Source organism: Sorangium sp. So ce375 (genome assembly GCF_051473855.1).
Lineage (GTDB): Bacteria > Myxococcota_A > Polyangia > Polyangiales > Polyangiaceae > Sorangium.
Window position 1 is genome coordinate 3,679,392 of record NZ_CP150335.1, and the last position, 15,878, is coordinate 3,695,269.

Below are 15,878 nucleotides of genomic sequence, written 5' to 3' on the forward strand. Positions count from 1 at the left end.
GCGACGGGTCCGGGCAAACTGTCTATCTCCCGCGCGCCGCGCGCTTTGCATGTCTCGCGTGCATTGCGTGCATTGCGTGTCTCGCACGCATCGGGTGAATCGCGCATCCGGCGCGCCGCTTGGGCGCGTGAGAGCTCGGCCGCGGCCCTGTGGCTCGGGGTCTTCGCGACGTCGGGCTGCGCCACGGGAGGCGGCGTCGCGCCGCCGCCGGAGCCGACGCAGTCGCTCGCGCAGGAGGTGACGGTCGTCGCGCCGAGGCGCCTTCCTTATCGGACGGTGCCCGGCTGGCGGTCCGCCGACCAGGACGCGTACTCGATGGGGATGGGGCTGGCCGACATCAACGGTGACGGCTTCAAGGACATCGTGCTTGCGAACGGCAACGACCTCGGGAAGAAGCCCGTCGTCGTTTACTACAACGACGGGACCGGGCGGTTCCCGGAGCGCCCCAGCTGGTCGTCGCAGGATCTCGATTACAACACCGGATTGGCGTTGGGGGACATCGATCGCGACGGCCGGATCGACGTCGCGGTGAGCGTCGGCCCGATGCCTCCTCATGTGAAGCAGGGGCACGTCAAGGTGTATCGCAATCGCGGCGGGGCGCTGGAGCCGTCGCCGAGCTACCGCAGCGGCGACAGCTACTCGAGCGTCGGCTGCGCGCTGGGCGACATGGATGGCGACGGGGATCTGGATCTCGCGGCCTCCGTCGCGTTCGAGGAGGGGGTCGCGCCGGGCCCCGCGCGCATCTACGAGAACGTCGGCGGCGTGCTGTCCTCGCGGCCGGTCTGGAAGAGCGCCAGGGTCGACCACAGCTTCGGCATGGAGTTCGCCGACCTCGATCAGGACGGCCTGCTGGATCTCGCCGTCGCGATGCCGGGCGTACCGATCTTCCGCGCGGTGCTGCGCGATCGCGGCGTCGTCTCGCTGCCGCGAGAGCCGGGCTGGACGGCGAGCGAGTCGATCCGATACCCGATGTTCCTCGACGCGGGGCGACTCGGCGCCTCCATGGGGCTCGTCGTCTCGTACAACGACTATGGTGAAGGCGTCGGCCAGTCGGGCGGCGCGCGCGCGCCGAGCGCGTCCGCCGCGCTCTGGGCGGCGGGTGCAGGTGCGGCCGGTGCAGGTGCGGCCGGTGCAGATGCGACGGGCGCGGGTGTGGCCGGTGCAGATGCGACGGGCGCGGGGGCGGCGGGCGTGGCGGGGGCCGGCGCAGGGGGTTCAGGCGCGGCCGGCGCGGGTGCGGAGGGCGCAGGCGCGGCCGGCGCGGTGGCTGCGGGGGTGAGCTCGACGCGCTTCGCGGCCTACGCGCCTCGGCTCAAGCCGAGTCCGACGTGGCGGTCGGCGAGCACGGGCTGGGGGGCAGGCGTCGCGCTGGCCGACGTGAGCGGTGATGGCGTGTTGGATCTGATAGCGGGCCGCTGGGGCCCGGCTCCGCCGCCGAAATCGCTGGGCGCGCCGATGCAGATCTACCTCGGCCAGGGCGGCGGGTTCGCCCTGGAGCCCGCCTGGGTATCGGCGACGAGCTCCATACAGGAGACCATCGCGCTTGCCGACCTGGGCCGCGAGGCGTTGCGGACGGCGACCGAGACGTTCCGCATCCAGCGCGAGCAAGCGGTCGTCACCCTCTCTCGCCAGGTCATCGAGCAGATCGACGAGATCCGCCGGAACGGCGCGCCCGTCTCGCTGCGCGACGTCGCCTCGCTCCCTGGCGGGAGCTGGATCTCCTTCGCCAAGCGCCTCATGCCCGGCGACGAGGTGCAGGTGCGTTACACGTACTCGGCGGAGCTGGACATCGTCGTATCGAACTGCGATACATCGAGCTACATCTATTATTACGCGCCGCCCCGGTGAACGCCGCGCGGCGACGCGGGCGCGAGGCTGTCGTCGCGTCCATCACCCCTACCGTGGAGCGGTCCCATGTTGCTGTTCTTCATCGCCGATCTCGCCCGCGATCCCAACCTTCAGGCCGCTTTCGCCGAGGATCCGGAGCGCGCCATGGACGCGGCCGGCCTCTCCGACGCTCAGAAGACGGTGCTGCGGACGCGCGATTCGAAGCAGATCGCCGCGGAGGTCGCGCGGGAGGTCGAGGGGCTGCCGGTGAAGTCGGTGGACCCGGTGGTCAACTGGATCGGCCCGGTGCTCCATGTCACGGCCGTCGACCCGCGCGAGGGCGTGGTGGGGCAGGTGGTCAAGGTGGTCGTGTATGGCACGTATTTCGAGAGCACCATGCGGTGCTCGCTGATCCAGGGGCAGACGGTCATTCAAGGGGTGGTCTCGAACGTGGTCAGCGGGCCGAACTCGAAGATGGATGTGCAGTTCAACCTCGGCGGCGCGCCCCTCGGCTGGTATGGCGTGCAGGCGAGGACGCGGAAGGCCGAGAGCACGCTGCCGAGGGCGTTCGAGGTGAAGCGCGCTCGCATTCAATGAGCGGCCCGCCCTGCGCGCGGGGCGGCGTCGCTGCGCGGGGCGGCGTCGCTGCGCGGGGCGGCGTCGCTGCGCGGGGAGGGGCGTCTTGATCGTCCCGCTTCATGCGTTGATGGCGCCGGAGGCGGCGCTGCTCCCGCCGGCGCTTGTCTCTCCGGCGGCGAGCGCGCGCCTCGCGGCGGTGGCGGGGGGTTTGCCCGCGGCGGCGTCCAGCGTGGCGGTCGAGTGCCGCCTCGGGGGATCGGAGCGCGTCGATCTGCTAGTCTGTTTGATCGCGGCGGAGGGCGGCCACCGCGAGCTCGTGCGCCGGCGCGCCGGGCTCGACCTGCTCTCGACGCCGGCGTGGGCGAGGGTCGTCGAGTTCTGCGCCGAGTGGGCGGACGCCAGATCGCCGTTGCACCGGGGTGTCCCGCTGCTCTGGCTCGAGCTCGACCTCCCCGACGTCGGTGCGCTGGCTGGATCCGTGCCGGCGCCGTACCCGTTCCCCTGTGTCGAGCCCGGGCTCGTGGGCGGCGGTGCGCTGCCGGCGAGTCCCGCCGTGGCGGCCGGCGCTGCGCTCCCGGAGCAGGCGAGCGTGATCCGGCGGGCGCTCGCGCTCCTGCTGGGCGAGCCCATGCCGCCGGCGGTCGACGGCGCATTGCTCCGGTGCATCGCGCGGCTGCCTCCGGGCGGGCGAGCGATGCACGTCGCGCCGCTCGCCGCGCGGGGGAGCGCTGCGGTCCGGCTGGTGGTGGCCATGGCGAAGGCCGATGTCGCCGCGTATCTGGCGCGGATCGACTGGCCCGGGGCGATCGCGGACATCGATGAGCTGCTCGAGGGCGTTGTCCCGTTCACGAGCCATGTCAGCTTCCACCTCGACGTCGACGCGGAGGTGCAGCCCATGCTGGGACTGGAGATCTCGTATCCGGTCGTCGATCTCCGCTGGGCGGCGGTGCTCGACCGGCTGGTCGCGCTGGGCGCGTGTTTGCCGGAGAAGCGCGATGCGGTCCTGGGCTGGCCGGCGGAGGCGCGGAGCTGGCCGGGCCGGGGGTGGCAGGCGCGTCTCCGGCAGGGCGTCATGCTCAAGCTGGTCTACCGGCCCGGCGCGCCGCTGGAGGCGAAGGCCTATCTCGGGATCACACCTTATGTGGCGCTGTTCGGGTGATCGGGTGAATTGGCCGAAGCACTGCCTCGAGTTATTCGAGAAAATTAAACAAGGCGGGGAGAAGAATCATTCCGAACTCCCCGCCTCCCCGCCTCCCTGTTTAATTTCTTTTATTCTCTCTCTCTAAAGATGCCAACAAAATGAGGGATTTGCCTGGCGAACCGGGCGCCGCAGTCCGCCGGCTTCATGGTGTGAATGGCGTGAGGCGGCGCCGCGATTTGCCATCTCATGGATCGAAGACCGCACCGCGGTTCAGGATGCGCGCTGGATCCTGCTGCGCCTTGAGGTTGCGGAGCGCCTCGTAGGTCTCGTCGCCGAAGCACGCGCGGTACGCGTCGACGTCCCAGGTCGCCTCGGACTGGATGTACCGGCGACAGCCGAGCTCGACGGCGTGCCTCGTGAGCTCCTCGGCGTAGGCGCGCAGCGGGTCCGCCGCGGCGCCGGGGGATAGGCTCAGGGCGCCCCAGGAGCCGATCGCGAAGAACGGCTCGTCGCGCGGGTAGATGAGCGGCGGCACGGGGCGCCGCTGGCGGATCGGGTACACGTAGCGCCGGCGGTAGTCGAGGAGGCCAGCGTGCGACGCCTCGAGGGCCGCGAGCCGCGCTTGCGCCACGGCGAGCCGCTTTCCCGGGGTGAACAGCGTGAACCAAAGGAGCTGCTCGTCGCGCTCGCTCTCGTCCGGGCCGGGCCCTTTCAGCTCTGGCGAGGCCGCGATGAGCTCCCGGGTGGCGCCGGCGCCCATCGGGTAGGGCGGGGGATCCGCGCTGTCGAGCGGGATGAGCTCGAGCGTCGCCTCGGCGACGATGCCGAGCTGGCCCATGGCGCCGAAAAGCCACGGAAAGAGCGCATCGTCCCTGTCGACGCGGCGGAGCTGGCCAGCGCCGTCGACGAGCGTTACCGCCGCGACGTTCTCCCAGAAGCCCCCGTGAAGGCGGGAGCCCGGCCCGAATCCGCCCGCGGCGACGAAGCCGGCGACGGAGGGCCCTGCATGGCCGTCGTTCACGACGGGCACGGTGAAGCCATGGCGCTCCACGACGTTGCGCACGTCCCAGAGGACGGCGCCCGCGCCGGCGGTCACGGTGCCTTCTGCCTCGAAGCGGACGTCACCGAGCCGCTCCGTGCGGAGGAGGAGCTCATGCGCGCCGGGCAGCGAGGCCCCGTTCAGGCCGTGCCCCTGGCCGCGGATCCGCACCGGGACGCCGTGACGGTGGGCCGTCCCGATAACGTCCGCGAGCTCGGCAGAGGAGGCGGGCGCGATCTCGCAAAAGGTCTCCGCGCTCTGCCGCAAACCACCGTAGTGGGATATCGATCCGGAGATCACGCGCGGGGCGAACGCGGAGAAGAGCTCACGGAGCTGCTGCGGGCGCTGCACGGCGCGAGGCTATCACGTGGATGGAATCCGGCGCAAAGACACGAGCCGGCGCAGCGGTGCCGGTCGTCGCATTGAGGGGCGACTGTTGTTGTCGCCCTCGCGTCCTTGGGCCTTTGCATTGAAACGGGCCTGGACGACCGTTTCGGCTGTTAGCGTCCGTGGCCAGACGTCTGGCCACGGAGCCTCAGGGCGAGGCGAGGAAGCGCGTCTGCCTGATCCTCGCTACGAAGGCGTCGACGTCTCCGTTGTAGGTGGGATCGGGGCCGCCCACGGTCGGGAAGGTCGCCTCCGTCGACGCGGTGAACCCGGCGACGAACGCGTCACCGCGCCAGTGCACAGCGATATCTCGGCCGGCGTCCGTGCTCGATCCGCCGATGAACCCCGAATAGACGAGGCCCGCGCCGGAGGCCTCGACCTTTGTCACGAAGGCGTCGAAGTCTCCGTTGTGGGTGAGATCGGGCCCCCCGACGGCGGGAAAATCAGCGGAGGACGTCGCGCCCGTCAGGTAGGCATGGCCAACGAGGTCGACCGCGACCCCGGTGCTGCCGTCAAGGCTCGTGCCGCCGACATAGCCGGCGTAGATGAGCTTGTCGCCCGACGGGCTGACCTTCGCCACGAATGCGTCCTCGGCGCCGCTGTAGATCAGGCTCGGTCCGATCTTGACCGGAAAGCTCAGCTCGTCGGATGCGGTGTTTCCGGAGACGTAGGCGCTGCCAGCGAGATCCACGTCGATGCCCTGGCCGACGTCGTAGCGGGCGCCGCCGATGTAGCCGGCGTACTCGAGCGCCGTGCCCGCGGGGTTCACCTTGGCGACGAAGGCGTCGCCGAAGGCGCCGTCGTCGTTCTGGGAGAGATCCGGGCCGACGCGGACAGGGAAGGTGTCCGCGCCGGAGAAGGTCCAGCCGGTGACGTAGGCGGCGCCGGTCCAGTCCACGGCGATGGAGAACGCCTCGTCCTGCTCGCTGCCGCCGATGTAACCGACATAGACGAAGCCTGCGCCGGAGGCGTCGACCTTGGCGACGAAGGCGTCGGCGCCGCCGTTCTGCGTGATATCGGGGCCCACCTGAGCGGGGAACGTGCATGCGTCGGAGTCAGCCCTCCCGGTCACGTAGGCGTCACCGCAGCTGTCCACGGCGACGTCGAATCCGAGATCGGTCTCGGCGCCGCCGATGTAGCCGGCGTAGGCGAGATCCTTGCCGGAGGCGTCGAGCTTCACGATGAACGCGTCGGATTGGCCGTTGTAGGTCAAATCCGGGCCGATCTCGACGGGGAAATCCTCCGACTGCGTGATGCCTGTCACGTGGGCGTGGCCCGCCCAGTCCACCGCGATGCCCCTGCCGAGCTCGGCCCCGGATCCGCCGATATAACCCGCGTAGACGAGGGCGCCATGGGGGTTCAGCTTGGCGACGAAGGCGTCGGTGTCACCGTTGTACGTGGGATCGGGGCCGCCCTTGTCCGGGAAGGTCGCCTGGGTGGAGCTGGTCGAGCCGGTGATATACGCGTTGCCGGCGAGGTCCACCGCGATGTCCTCGCCGTCGTCCGACCCGGATCCGCCGATGAAGCCGCAGTAGATCAACACGGCGGGATCGATCACCAGCGGCAGCGTCGGATCGTAGCCGCCCAGGCGGAGCCCATAGGTCTGCGATCCATCCGGCGCGGCCGTCTCGAGGGCGTACGCGCTCGGGACCGTCACGCGGCCGCCCGGCGTATCCTGGAAGGACAGCGGCGCGTCGTCGGTGAAGCCGCCCGCCGGCGTGGAGACCTCGATCTGCCCGCCCTCGGTCAGGCGCACCGCGCTCGCGCCCCGGTAGGTGAGCCGGATCTGCGCCGGATCGGCCCCTGGCGCGACGACGAGCTGGTATTTCAGCGCGCGGGCCGTGCCCGAGATCTCGAGATCGACGCCGGGCCAGAGGTCCTCGTAAATCACCGTGGCATAGGTCGCGAGCCCGGTCCTCCACCGCTCGCGCGGGCCCGTGAAATAGCTGACCACCGCGCCGGTGGGATCCTTCCCCTCGGGTACGGCGCCCGCTCGATGGCCCTCGAACTCGAGCCTCACCGCCCAGCTGGGGAGCGCGGCCTCCGGGGTGCCGGCCAGGACGAACGTGATGCCATCGGGGCCGAAGTGAACGGCCTTGTCTCGCCCCTGGACGTGATAGCCCGACGCAGCGCCCGCAGGATCTCGGCTCTCAATGAAATGCAGCGACGCTCCGACGAGGGTCGCTTCAGGCCCGGCAGCACCGTCGTCCAGAGCGGAGGGCGCACTGTCGTCCACGCGTCCTGGCCCCGCGCGATCGCAGGACGAGAGGCCGAGCACCACACCGAGAAGCAATGCAGGCATCAGGACCGTCATCAACGTTCCCCCTTCCCGTCGTCCGCCGCACGATCGCCGTCTGGAGAGGCGAGCATGAAGGATACGACCCGACTTAGGGAACGCCAGGCGCCAGCTCCCCGGCGCGGGTTTGCCTTGCGGACGGTCTACCGGATGAAGCACCCGACGCATGGTGAGCGCCGGCGCGTGTCGCCGTATGCAAGGTGACGCCATCCATCGAGGCGCACAGCAGCTTGTCGTAGGCGAGCACGCTCGGTGACAGTGGCAAGAGCCCACGGGGCCATTGCGGTCCGGCGCGCGGCTCTCGTCAGGAGACGGCGGAGGCGTACAGCGCGGCCTCGGCGAGCGCGACGACGCTCAGCCGAAAATTCGCGCGCACTCTCGTTCGCGAGAGTACCGGCTCAGCTCGGAGCGCTGCGGGCGCCCCGCCCCTTCCCACTCTGAATGTATGCCACAGGTGGGGGCTTGCCACAAGCCCCGGGTCATGCCGCACATTCCTCGGCCCCGGGCGATAAGCGCCACGAAGGAGGAACGAGATGCACGAGGAATCCGGACGCAGCGTGGGCGTGCAAGAGCATGCGGTGGTCATCGGCGGTGGAGGGCCGACGGGGCTGATGTTGGCGGGTGAGCTGGCGCTGGCGCGCGTGGACGTCGCGATCGTCGAGCGGCGTGAGAGCCAGGAGCTCGCTGGCTCTCGCGCGGGTGGCCTGCATGCGCGCACGATCGAGGTGCTCGATCAGCGGGGGATCGCCGAGCGCTTTCTTTCGCAAGGGCAAGCCGCTCAGGTCACCGGTTTTGCGCACAACCCGCTCGATATCAGCGACTTCCCGACGCGTCACAACTACGGGCTGGCGCTCTGGCAGAATCGCATCGAGCGCATCCTGGCTGACTGGGTCGCCGAGCTCGGGGTGCCCATCTATCGGGGGCGAGCGGTGACGGGGTTTTCGCAGGACGTCACGGGCGTGGATATCGAGCTGTCCGACGGTCGAGGGTTGCGGGCGAAGTACCTCGTCGGGTGTGATGGCGGACGTAGCCTGATCCGGAAGAAGGCGGGGATCGCGTTTCCGGGGTGGGACCCATCCGTCAGCTACTTGATCGCCGAGGTCGAGATGGCCGAGGAGCCCGCCTGGGGCGTTCGCCATGATGACAAGGGCACCTACGCCCTTGGCAAGCTGGATGATGGGAAGCGGGTGCGCGCCGTGCTGCGAGAAGAAAAGGTCCACCAAGGCGACGAGCCGACCCTCGACGACCTCCGCGCGACGCTTGTCGCGCTCTACGGAACGGACTTCGGCGTTCGAAACCCGACCTGGCTCTCCAGGTTCACCGACATGACCCGGCAGGCCGCGTCCTACCGAGACCGGCGGGTCCTGTTGGCAGGTGACGCGGCGCACGTGCACTCGCCGCACGGCGGTCAGGGGCTCAACATCGGCGTCCAGGACGCCGTGAACCTGGCCTGGAAGCTCGCCCAGGTGATCCACGGAACGTCGCCAGAGAGCCTCCTGGATACCTATCACGCCGAGCGGCACCCGGTCGGCGCGCGCGTGCTCCGCGCCACCATGGCGCAAACCGCGCTCAGCCGCGCCGACGCGCGCACGGCGGCCTTGAGCGAGACCGTGGCCGATCTTCTGCGGATGGACGAGCCGCGCAAGCGGTACGCCGCGATGATGTCGGGCCTCGAAGTTCACTACGACCTCGGCGACGGTCACCCCCTGCTCGGTCGCCGCATGCCCGATCTCGACGTGCTCACCGACGGCGGCCCGCGGCGCGTGTTCGCGCTCTTGCATGAGGCTCGACCGGTATTGCTGGACCTCGGTGACCCCGGCGCCCTCGACATCACCCCCTGGACGGCTCGGGTCCGGCACATCGCCGCTCGATATGCTGGCACGTGGGAGCTGCCGGTGCTCGGCGCGGTCACCGCGCCCGCTGCCGTCCTGATTCGACCCGACGGGTACGTCGCGTGGGTCGGAGATGGGACAGACCAGGGACTTCGCGGCGCGCTGACCACGTGGTTCGGACCGCCCGCTGCCCAAGAATTTCCCGCCAACGACCGGTAGTTGACACGCGGCGACGTCGGGAGTACGGCAAGAACACCATGCCGTCTGTCCACCTGACGCGCCATCTCTTCACCTTCTTCCCGCACCTCGAAGGGCAACAGATCATCGTCGAGGCGTCGACAGCAGGTGAGGTCGTGGCGGCCCTGGAGAGGCTCGCGCCTGGCATCGGCTTCTACATCTGCGACGAGCGCGGCCGCCTGCGGACGCACGTCAACATCTTCGTCGGCAAGCAGATGATCCGCGACCGTAAGGGGCTCACGGACGCAGTCGCTGCCGACGACGAGGTCCACATCCTGCAAGCGTTGAGCGGAGGTTGAAATGGCGACCCGTATCCTGGTAGGCACGCGCAAAGGCACGTTTATTGTCGAAAAGCAGAACGGCTCGTGGAAGCCGCGCCTCGCGGGCCACGCCGGCGGCGGCGTCAACTATGTCGCGCGCGATCCCTACACGGGCAAACTCTGGGCGCTGCTCGGCTTCGGCCACTGGGGAGCCAAGCTGTCCGTCTCCACGGACGACGGTGAGACATGGAATGATAACCCCGCCCAGATCAAGTATCCCGAGGGCGCTCGCTACATCGGCCAGGACATGTACGAGGACGCCGGCAGCGATTTCGGCGTCGGCATCAAGATCGTCACGCGCCCGGCCACGGTACAAAAGCTCTGGATCATCGGCTTCGGCCCGGGTGGCGCGGTCTACGTGGGCACCATCCCAGGTGGCTTGTTCGTCAGCCGCGACGGCGGCGGCTCCTTCGAGCTCAACCGGCCGCTCTGGAACCACGAATCACGCGGCGGCGACCTGTTCACCGGCGAGGGCAAAGGCGAGACGAAATGGTTTGGAACGCCGGCCTCCGAGGGGGGCGAGTTCGCCCCGGGCATTCACTCCATCGTGGTGGACCCGCGTAACCCGAAGCGAGTGCTCGTCGCCGTGTCCACGGCCGGCGTCATCGAAACAGCGGACGGCGGCGAGACCTGGCAACCGCGCAACAAGGGCATGCGGCTCGATCACACGCCCGAACCAGACGCCGAGTGGGGCCACGATACGCACTACATCGAGCAGTGCGAGGGCGATCCCGAGCATGTCTGGCAGCAGAATCACGTTGGTATTTACTACAGCAGCGACGGCGCAAAGAGCTGGCGCAAGGTGAGCCGCCCGGAGCAAGGCGTGCACTTCGGCTTCCCCATCACCGCAGACGCGAAGGACGGGCGCACGGCGTGGGTCGTGCCCGGCAAGTCGGACATGCAGCGAATCACCGTCGACGGCGCGCTCTTCGTGGCTCGCACGACGGACGGCGGTGAGACCTGGGAGCAGCTCCGCCGCGGTTTGCCCCAAGAGCAAGCCTACGACGTCATCTACCGCCACGCGCTCGCCAACAAAGACGGCGCCGTGGCTTTCGGCACCACCACGGGCAACCTGTACGTCAGCGATGACGGCGGAGAGGGTTGGACGACCGTCGCCAACAACCTGCCGCCGATCTATTCAGTACGCTTCGCGTGACGAGAATTCCCCGCCAGTGATCGGCAGTTGACGTAAGCGCGCCGCTCCGCGGAGAGCGCGCTCCGTCCGGCGAGCGGGCGCTACGGTCCCGTGGGGTTCAGGGCGAGAAGATCTCGGCGGTCGTCAGCGCGGTGGCGGTCCCCGGCAGCGCGCTGGGTCCGGTGCCGCTCGCGATCAGCACGCTGCCGTCCCCGAGCAGGACCGCGGAGTGGAATACACGATGGTCGCGCATGGGGCCGACCGCGGTCCAGGTGTTCGAGACGGGATCGTAGATCGAGGCTGACGCCTGCTTGAAGAGGCCGTTCGGAGGGAGAGGGTTGAACGTCCAGCCGCCTGCCACCAGCACCCGGCCGTCATTGAGCGCCGTCGCGGTGTGCGAGGAGCGGCCGACGCTGATGTTTGCGCCGTATACCCAGTCGTTGGACGAAGGTCGATAGATCTCGGTGCTCACCAGGGAATACTCGTCGTCGTTATCTCCGCCGACGACCAGCACGTTGCCGTCGCCCATCAGCGTCGCCGTATGATAGATGCGCGGCTGGCCCATCGAGGGCACGGGCGACCAGGTATTCGTCGCCGGATCGTAGATCTCGGCGGTCGCCTGATAACCGCCGGTGCTGCTACCTCCCGTGACCAGCACCTTGCCGTTCGCGAGCAGCGTCGCGGTATGGCCGTAGCGAGCGATGCCCATCGATGCCGTTGCGGTCCAGCTGTTGCCCGCCGGATCGAACAGCCTGGTGTTCGCCAGGACGGTGTTGTTGATGCTGGTGCTCCACCCCCCAACGATCAGCGCCTTCCCATTGTAGAGCAGCGTCGCGGTATGATTCTCCCGGGCGAGGGACCCCGTGCCCACGGACGACCACGTATTCGTCGCTGGGTCGTATAGCTCGGCGTTCTTCGCCGTGGTCGAGGCGGTACCTCCCGCGACCAGCACCTTGTTGTTCACGAATCCCGTGATGGTGGCCCACTCGTGGACTTCTGCCGTCGGCGCGACCGATGTCCAGGTGTTCGTGTTCGGATCGTACACGTCGGCGGCCTTGCTCCCCGACCCGATGTCGCCGCCCGCAGCCAGCACCCGGCCGTCATAGAACCGTGTTGCGAAGAACCCCCTGTGAGCGTGGGCCATCGGCGGCGTCAACACCCACGGAGTGGCCGCGCGGTCGAAGACCTCGGCGCTCGCGAGGTCCACGGCCGTGGAGCCGCTGTACTGGAGGCCGCCCGTGAGCAACACCTTGCCGCTGGCCAGCACGGTCGCGGTGTGCAGGGTGCGCTGGTCGATCATGGACTGGCACTCGGTCCATGTGTTGATACTCGGACTGTAGAGCTCGACGTTCGCGGTCGAAACGAGCAAGCTGTTCGAGACGGTCCCGCCGGTCACGAGCACCTGGCCGTTCGGGAGCAGCGCCGCGGCGTGCAGGTTGCGACGGACGTTCATTCGATGGGCCGCCGTCCAGGTCAGGGTGGACGGGTTGAAGATCTCGGCGCTCGACAGCTCGAGAGAAACGATGTTGTAACCGCCCGTCACGAGCACCCGGCCGTCCAGGAGCCGCGTCGCGGTGTGATTGTAGCGGCCGGCGTCCATGTCCCCGGCCGACGACCACGAGTTCGTCTGCCAGTGGTAAAGGGCGGCGTTCGTCGGGTACGAGCTGTTTCTCCCGCCGGTCACGAGCACCCGGCCGTCCAGGAGCAGCGTCGCGGTGTGCGCGAGGCGGCTCGTGGTCATCGGCGCGGCCGGGGACCAGGTGTTCGTCGCCGGATCGTAGAGCTCGGCGCTCGTCAAGTAGGCGGGGCCGTCGGAGCCGCCGGTCACGAGCACCCGGTCGTTCGGGAGCAGCGTCGCGGTGTGCCCGTAGCGGCTCGTGGTCATCGGCGCGGCCGGGGACCAGGTGTCCGTCGCCGGATCGTAGAGCTCGGCGCTCGCGTAGACCGAACCGCCCGAGAAGCTCCTTCCACCCATGACGAGCACCTTGCCAGTGCTCAGCGTCACCGCCGCGTGGTTGCGGCGGCCGGTGGCGAGCGATCCGGCCGCCGACCAGCTGTTCGCCACCGGATCGTAGAGCTCGGCGCTCGCCACGATAGCAGTGCTGTTGGCTCCCCCCGCGACGAGCACCTTGCCGCTCTGGAGTTGCGTCGCGGTGTGCGAGTGTCGCGCCGCGCTCAGCGTGCCTGCCGGTGCCCACAGCGGGTCGATCAGCGCGGGCTCGCCGCCCGCGTCGGCCCACAGCTCGAGCGTCGCCCCGCGCGCCGTGAGGCGCGCGGCGATCGGACGTCCGCCGAGCGCGAACGCGGCAGGCGCCGTCACGCGCAGCCGCGCGGTGCCGGTGTCGTCGACGACCTCGACCGCATCGCCCTGCTGCCTCAGCGTCGCGCCCTCGACCTCCCACGCCGCCACGGGCGCGCCTGCGTGCGCCACGCCCGCCTCGAGCATCAGCCACTCTTCGTACCCGTCGTCGCGCGCGGCCCAGAACGACGTGCCGCCCTTGCGCGGATAGGCCACCGCGCGCTCGACCACGGCGCCCTCGCCCTCGGCGCCGACCTCCCGCACGCGCGCCTCGAAGCCGTCGGGCAGGCGAAGGCGGATCGCTTCCTCGCCGAGCGCGGGCATCGTGGCCTCCAGCGCGCCGCGACCCCGGGGCAACAAGGTCTCGACGTCGATCCCGCGGCTCAGGTCGCCGGCGCTGGCACGCGCGAAGCCCCCGTCGACCGCAACGAAGGCCTCGCTTGTCTCGAGGACCTGCGGCGCCTGCTCGGGGAATTGACGCCGCAGCTCGTCGCCTGCCGGCGGCTCGGGGCCGAGCGCGCAACCCACGCCGCCTGCCGAGAGCGCTCCGCCAAAGATCAAGGAAGATAGGATGAACAGCCAGCGTCGAAATAGGGAATGGGAATGCATCAAGGAGCCTCTCTTCGCATCCGTTGTGTTGGCCTCTTGCAGTTTGGGTGACGCTTCAGACGGACGGCGTCGCTGAAAGGACAAGGCAACGGGCGTACCAGCGGCGGCGCATCGGGGTGTTCGTCTGCGGAGCGGCGCCGAGCCTGGACGAGCGCCGCGACCGCAGCGGGCGCCGCGGAACAAGGCTACTTCAGGGCAGAGCCACGGTTCCGCGGCGATCTTTGCCGAGACGACAGAGCGATGTCACGCCGCTTCAGGGGCATGTCACGTGACATGTCACGGAGTCAGCGTGACATGTCACGTGACATGTCACTCCGCCCGATCTGTCTCCTGCGGTGTGCTGTCCCTCGGTACGGGAACAGGAGGTTCGCGGATACAGCGGGTGCGGTCACGCCACGCCGAGCGTCACCGGTACGGCCGTTGGCTTGCGGAAGAACAGGCCGGCCGCGGGCGCCTCGGCCGGCCGCGGTTGAAAAAACTTCGGGGCCCCCGAACAGTTTCGGACCTGGCGGCAGTCTTGGATGGGAGAGGCCAAGGTTACCATGAAACTGTACGACTTCGCGTTTTCTCCCAACTGCCGCAAGGTCCGCGCCGTCGCCTACGAGCTCGGCGTCTCGTTCGAGCCGGTCCACATCGACCTGTTTCAACGAGCTTCCCGCGCGCCCGAGTTCCTTGAGCTGAACCCGAACGGGCGCGTCCCGGTGCTGGTGGACGACGACCTGGTGCTCTGGGAGTCGACCGCCATCATGCGTTACCTGAGCGCGATAAGCGGCGGTGGCCTGGTGCCGGCCACGGCGCGCGCCCAGGCCGAGCTGGATCGCTGGCTGGCCTGGCAGCTCGCGCACCTCGGACCGGCCATGACGGCGGTCGCGTTCGAGCGCATCGTGAAGCGCCTGACCGGCCAGGGGGCGCCCAACGAGGCGGTCATCGCCGCCGGCAGCGCCGACTTCGCGCACCTCAGCAAGGTGCTCGATGCGGCGCTGTCCGGACGCGAATACCTGGCCGGATCGCTCTCGCTCGCGGATTTCGCGCTCGCGTCGCACTACAGCCTGGCGCCCCTGTGCGGGCTCTCGCTGGCCGAGTTTCCGCGCCTCGAGACGTGGCTCACGCGCGTGCTCTCCCGCGATAGCATGCGCCGCGCCCTCGCCGACGCCCAAGCCGCCATGAGATCCCATGCCGCCTAAAGACGACGCCGCGTTCTTGCGATCGGTCGAGCCCCTGCGCGGCGCGATCCGCCTGCATGGCTACCGCATGCTCGGCTCCGCGCACGACGGCGACGACGTGGTGCAGGAGACCTGGCTGCGCGCCTGGCGCGCCAAGGATTCGCTGGAGGACGAGGCGCTGGTCAAGCCGTGGCTCTACCGCATCGCGACAAACGTCTGCCTGGACGAGCTGAAGCGCCGGCCGCGGCGCTTGTTTCCGACGGACGCGTTCCCCGCGACGGAGGACGCAAAGCCCCCGCTGCCGCGCATCGAAGAGCCCGTCTGGCTGGAGCCGATGCCCAGCGCCTGGCTGGAAGGCGTCGAGGAGCGCGACCCCCAGGCGCGCTACGCGCTCAAGGAGAGCGTCGCCTTGGCCTTCGTGGCGACCCTGCAATGTCTGTCGCCGCTGCAGCGCGCGACGCTGCTGCTCCGCGACGTTGTCGGGCTGTCGGCGGCGGAGACGGCGCAGGCGCTCGCTACGAGCGTGGAGGCCGCGAACAGCGCGTTGTTCCGCGCCCGCAGCGCGATCGGCAGCAAGCTCGGCGGGGCGGAGCCGGCCGACGTCGCGGCGACCACGCAAGTGGATCCGCGTTTGCTCGAACAGTACGTGCGCGCCTTCGAGGAGGCGAACCTGGACGCCCTTGTCGCGTTGTTCCACGAAGACATGCGCACCACCATGCCGCCGGCGCCGACCTGGATCTCCGGGCGCGCCGCCAACGAGCGCTTCTACCGGCTGATGTTCGGCAGCATCGTCCCTCGGCAATTCCTGCACTTGCGCATCGCCGCGAACGGACAGCCGGCATTGGCCTTCTATCGTCCCCGAGCCCCTGGCGCGCCACACACCCTGTCGGCGATTCAGCTCGTCACCACGCGCGACGGCGCGATCGCGACCGTCGACCATTTCATGCTGCCCGAGGTGTACCCGCTGTTCGGCGCGCCGTCGGAGCTGCCCGCCTCATGAGCGAGTCCATGCCG

11 protein-coding genes are annotated in these 15,878 nt (G+C 69.4%); 8 read left to right on the forward strand and 3 right to left on the reverse strand.

The window, feature by feature from the left end; translation table 11 throughout:
* Positions 1 to 72 precede the first annotated feature (72 nt).
* From WME90_RS13880 to WME90_RS13890, 3 genes are all read left to right on the forward strand, one after another.
* Positions 73 to 1,848, forward strand: coding sequence for an FG-GAP repeat domain-containing protein (locus WME90_RS13880; RefSeq protein WP_437281583.1), 1,776 nt, complete (start codon positions 73 to 75; stop codon positions 1,846 to 1,848).
* A 66-nt stretch (positions 1,849 to 1,914) separates the two neighbouring features.
* A complete protein-coding gene (locus WME90_RS13885) occupies positions 1,915 to 2,424 on the forward strand; it encodes a hypothetical protein (RefSeq protein WP_437281584.1) in 510 nt (169 codons plus the stop codon).
* Between the two features lie 85 nt (positions 2,425 to 2,509).
* Positions 2,510 to 3,565: a hypothetical protein gene (locus WME90_RS13890; RefSeq protein WP_437281585.1), complete on the forward strand. Its 1,056-nt coding sequence runs from the start codon at positions 2,510 to 2,512 to the stop codon at positions 3,563 to 3,565.
* Positions 3,566 to 3,791: 226 nt separating this feature from the next.
* On the opposite strand, the gene WME90_RS13895 is transcribed toward WME90_RS13890, so the two are convergent.
* Positions 3,792 to 4,937, reverse strand: a complete 1,146-nt coding sequence (locus WME90_RS13895) for an FAD-binding oxidoreductase (protein ID WP_437281586.1) — start codon at positions 4,935 to 4,937, stop codon at positions 3,792 to 3,794.
* A 184-nt stretch (positions 4,938 to 5,121) separates the two neighbouring features.
* Positions 5,122 to 7,275, reverse strand: coding sequence for an SBBP repeat-containing protein (locus WME90_RS13900; protein ID WP_437281587.1), 2,154 nt, complete (start codon positions 7,273 to 7,275; stop codon positions 5,122 to 5,124).
* Positions 7,276 to 7,802: 527 nt separating this feature from the next.
* On the opposite strand from WME90_RS13900, the gene WME90_RS13905 reads away from it, so the two are divergent.
* Genes WME90_RS13905 through WME90_RS13915 form a run of 3 tightly spaced genes read left to right on the forward strand, consistent with a single transcriptional unit; the run spans position 7,803 to position 10,814 of the window.
* Positions 7,803 to 9,320, forward strand: coding sequence for an FAD-dependent monooxygenase (locus WME90_RS13905; RefSeq protein ID WP_437281588.1), 1,518 nt, complete (start codon positions 7,803 to 7,805; stop codon positions 9,318 to 9,320).
* 38 nt (positions 9,321 to 9,358) lie between these two features.
* A complete protein-coding gene (locus WME90_RS13910; protein ID WP_437281589.1) occupies positions 9,359 to 9,637 on the forward strand; it encodes a MoaD/ThiS family protein in 279 nt (92 codons plus the stop codon).
* 1 nt (position 9,638) lies between these two features.
* Positions 9,639 to 10,814 (forward strand): WD40/YVTN/BNR-like repeat-containing protein, encoded by a 1,176-nt coding sequence (locus WME90_RS13915; protein ID WP_437281590.1) that lies wholly within the window; start codon positions 9,639 to 9,641, stop codon positions 10,812 to 10,814.
* 97 nt (positions 10,815 to 10,911) lie between these two features.
* Here WME90_RS13915 and WME90_RS13920 read toward each other — a convergent pair whose 3' ends face one another.
* Positions 10,912 to 13,701 (reverse strand): kelch repeat-containing protein, encoded by a 2,790-nt coding sequence (locus WME90_RS13920; protein ID WP_437281591.1) that lies wholly within the window; start codon positions 13,699 to 13,701, stop codon positions 10,912 to 10,914.
* Between the two features lie 542 nt (positions 13,702 to 14,243).
* Between WME90_RS13920 and WME90_RS13925 the strand changes: the two genes are divergently transcribed.
* Together WME90_RS13925 and WME90_RS13930 are read left to right on the forward strand one after the other, a co-directional pair.
* The gene (locus WME90_RS13925) at positions 14,244 to 14,885 is read left to right on the forward strand and encodes a glutathione S-transferase family protein (protein WP_437281592.1); all 642 of its coding nucleotides are present in this window, start codon (positions 14,244 to 14,246) and stop codon (positions 14,883 to 14,885) included.
* Positions 14,875 to 15,864: an RNA polymerase subunit sigma-70 gene (locus tag WME90_RS13930; RefSeq protein ID WP_437281593.1), complete on the forward strand. Its 990-nt coding sequence runs from the start codon at positions 14,875 to 14,877 to the stop codon at positions 15,862 to 15,864. Before WME90_RS13925 ends, WME90_RS13930 begins: the two co-directional genes overlap by 11 nt.
* The last annotated feature ends 14 nt before the right edge of the window (positions 15,865 to 15,878 follow it).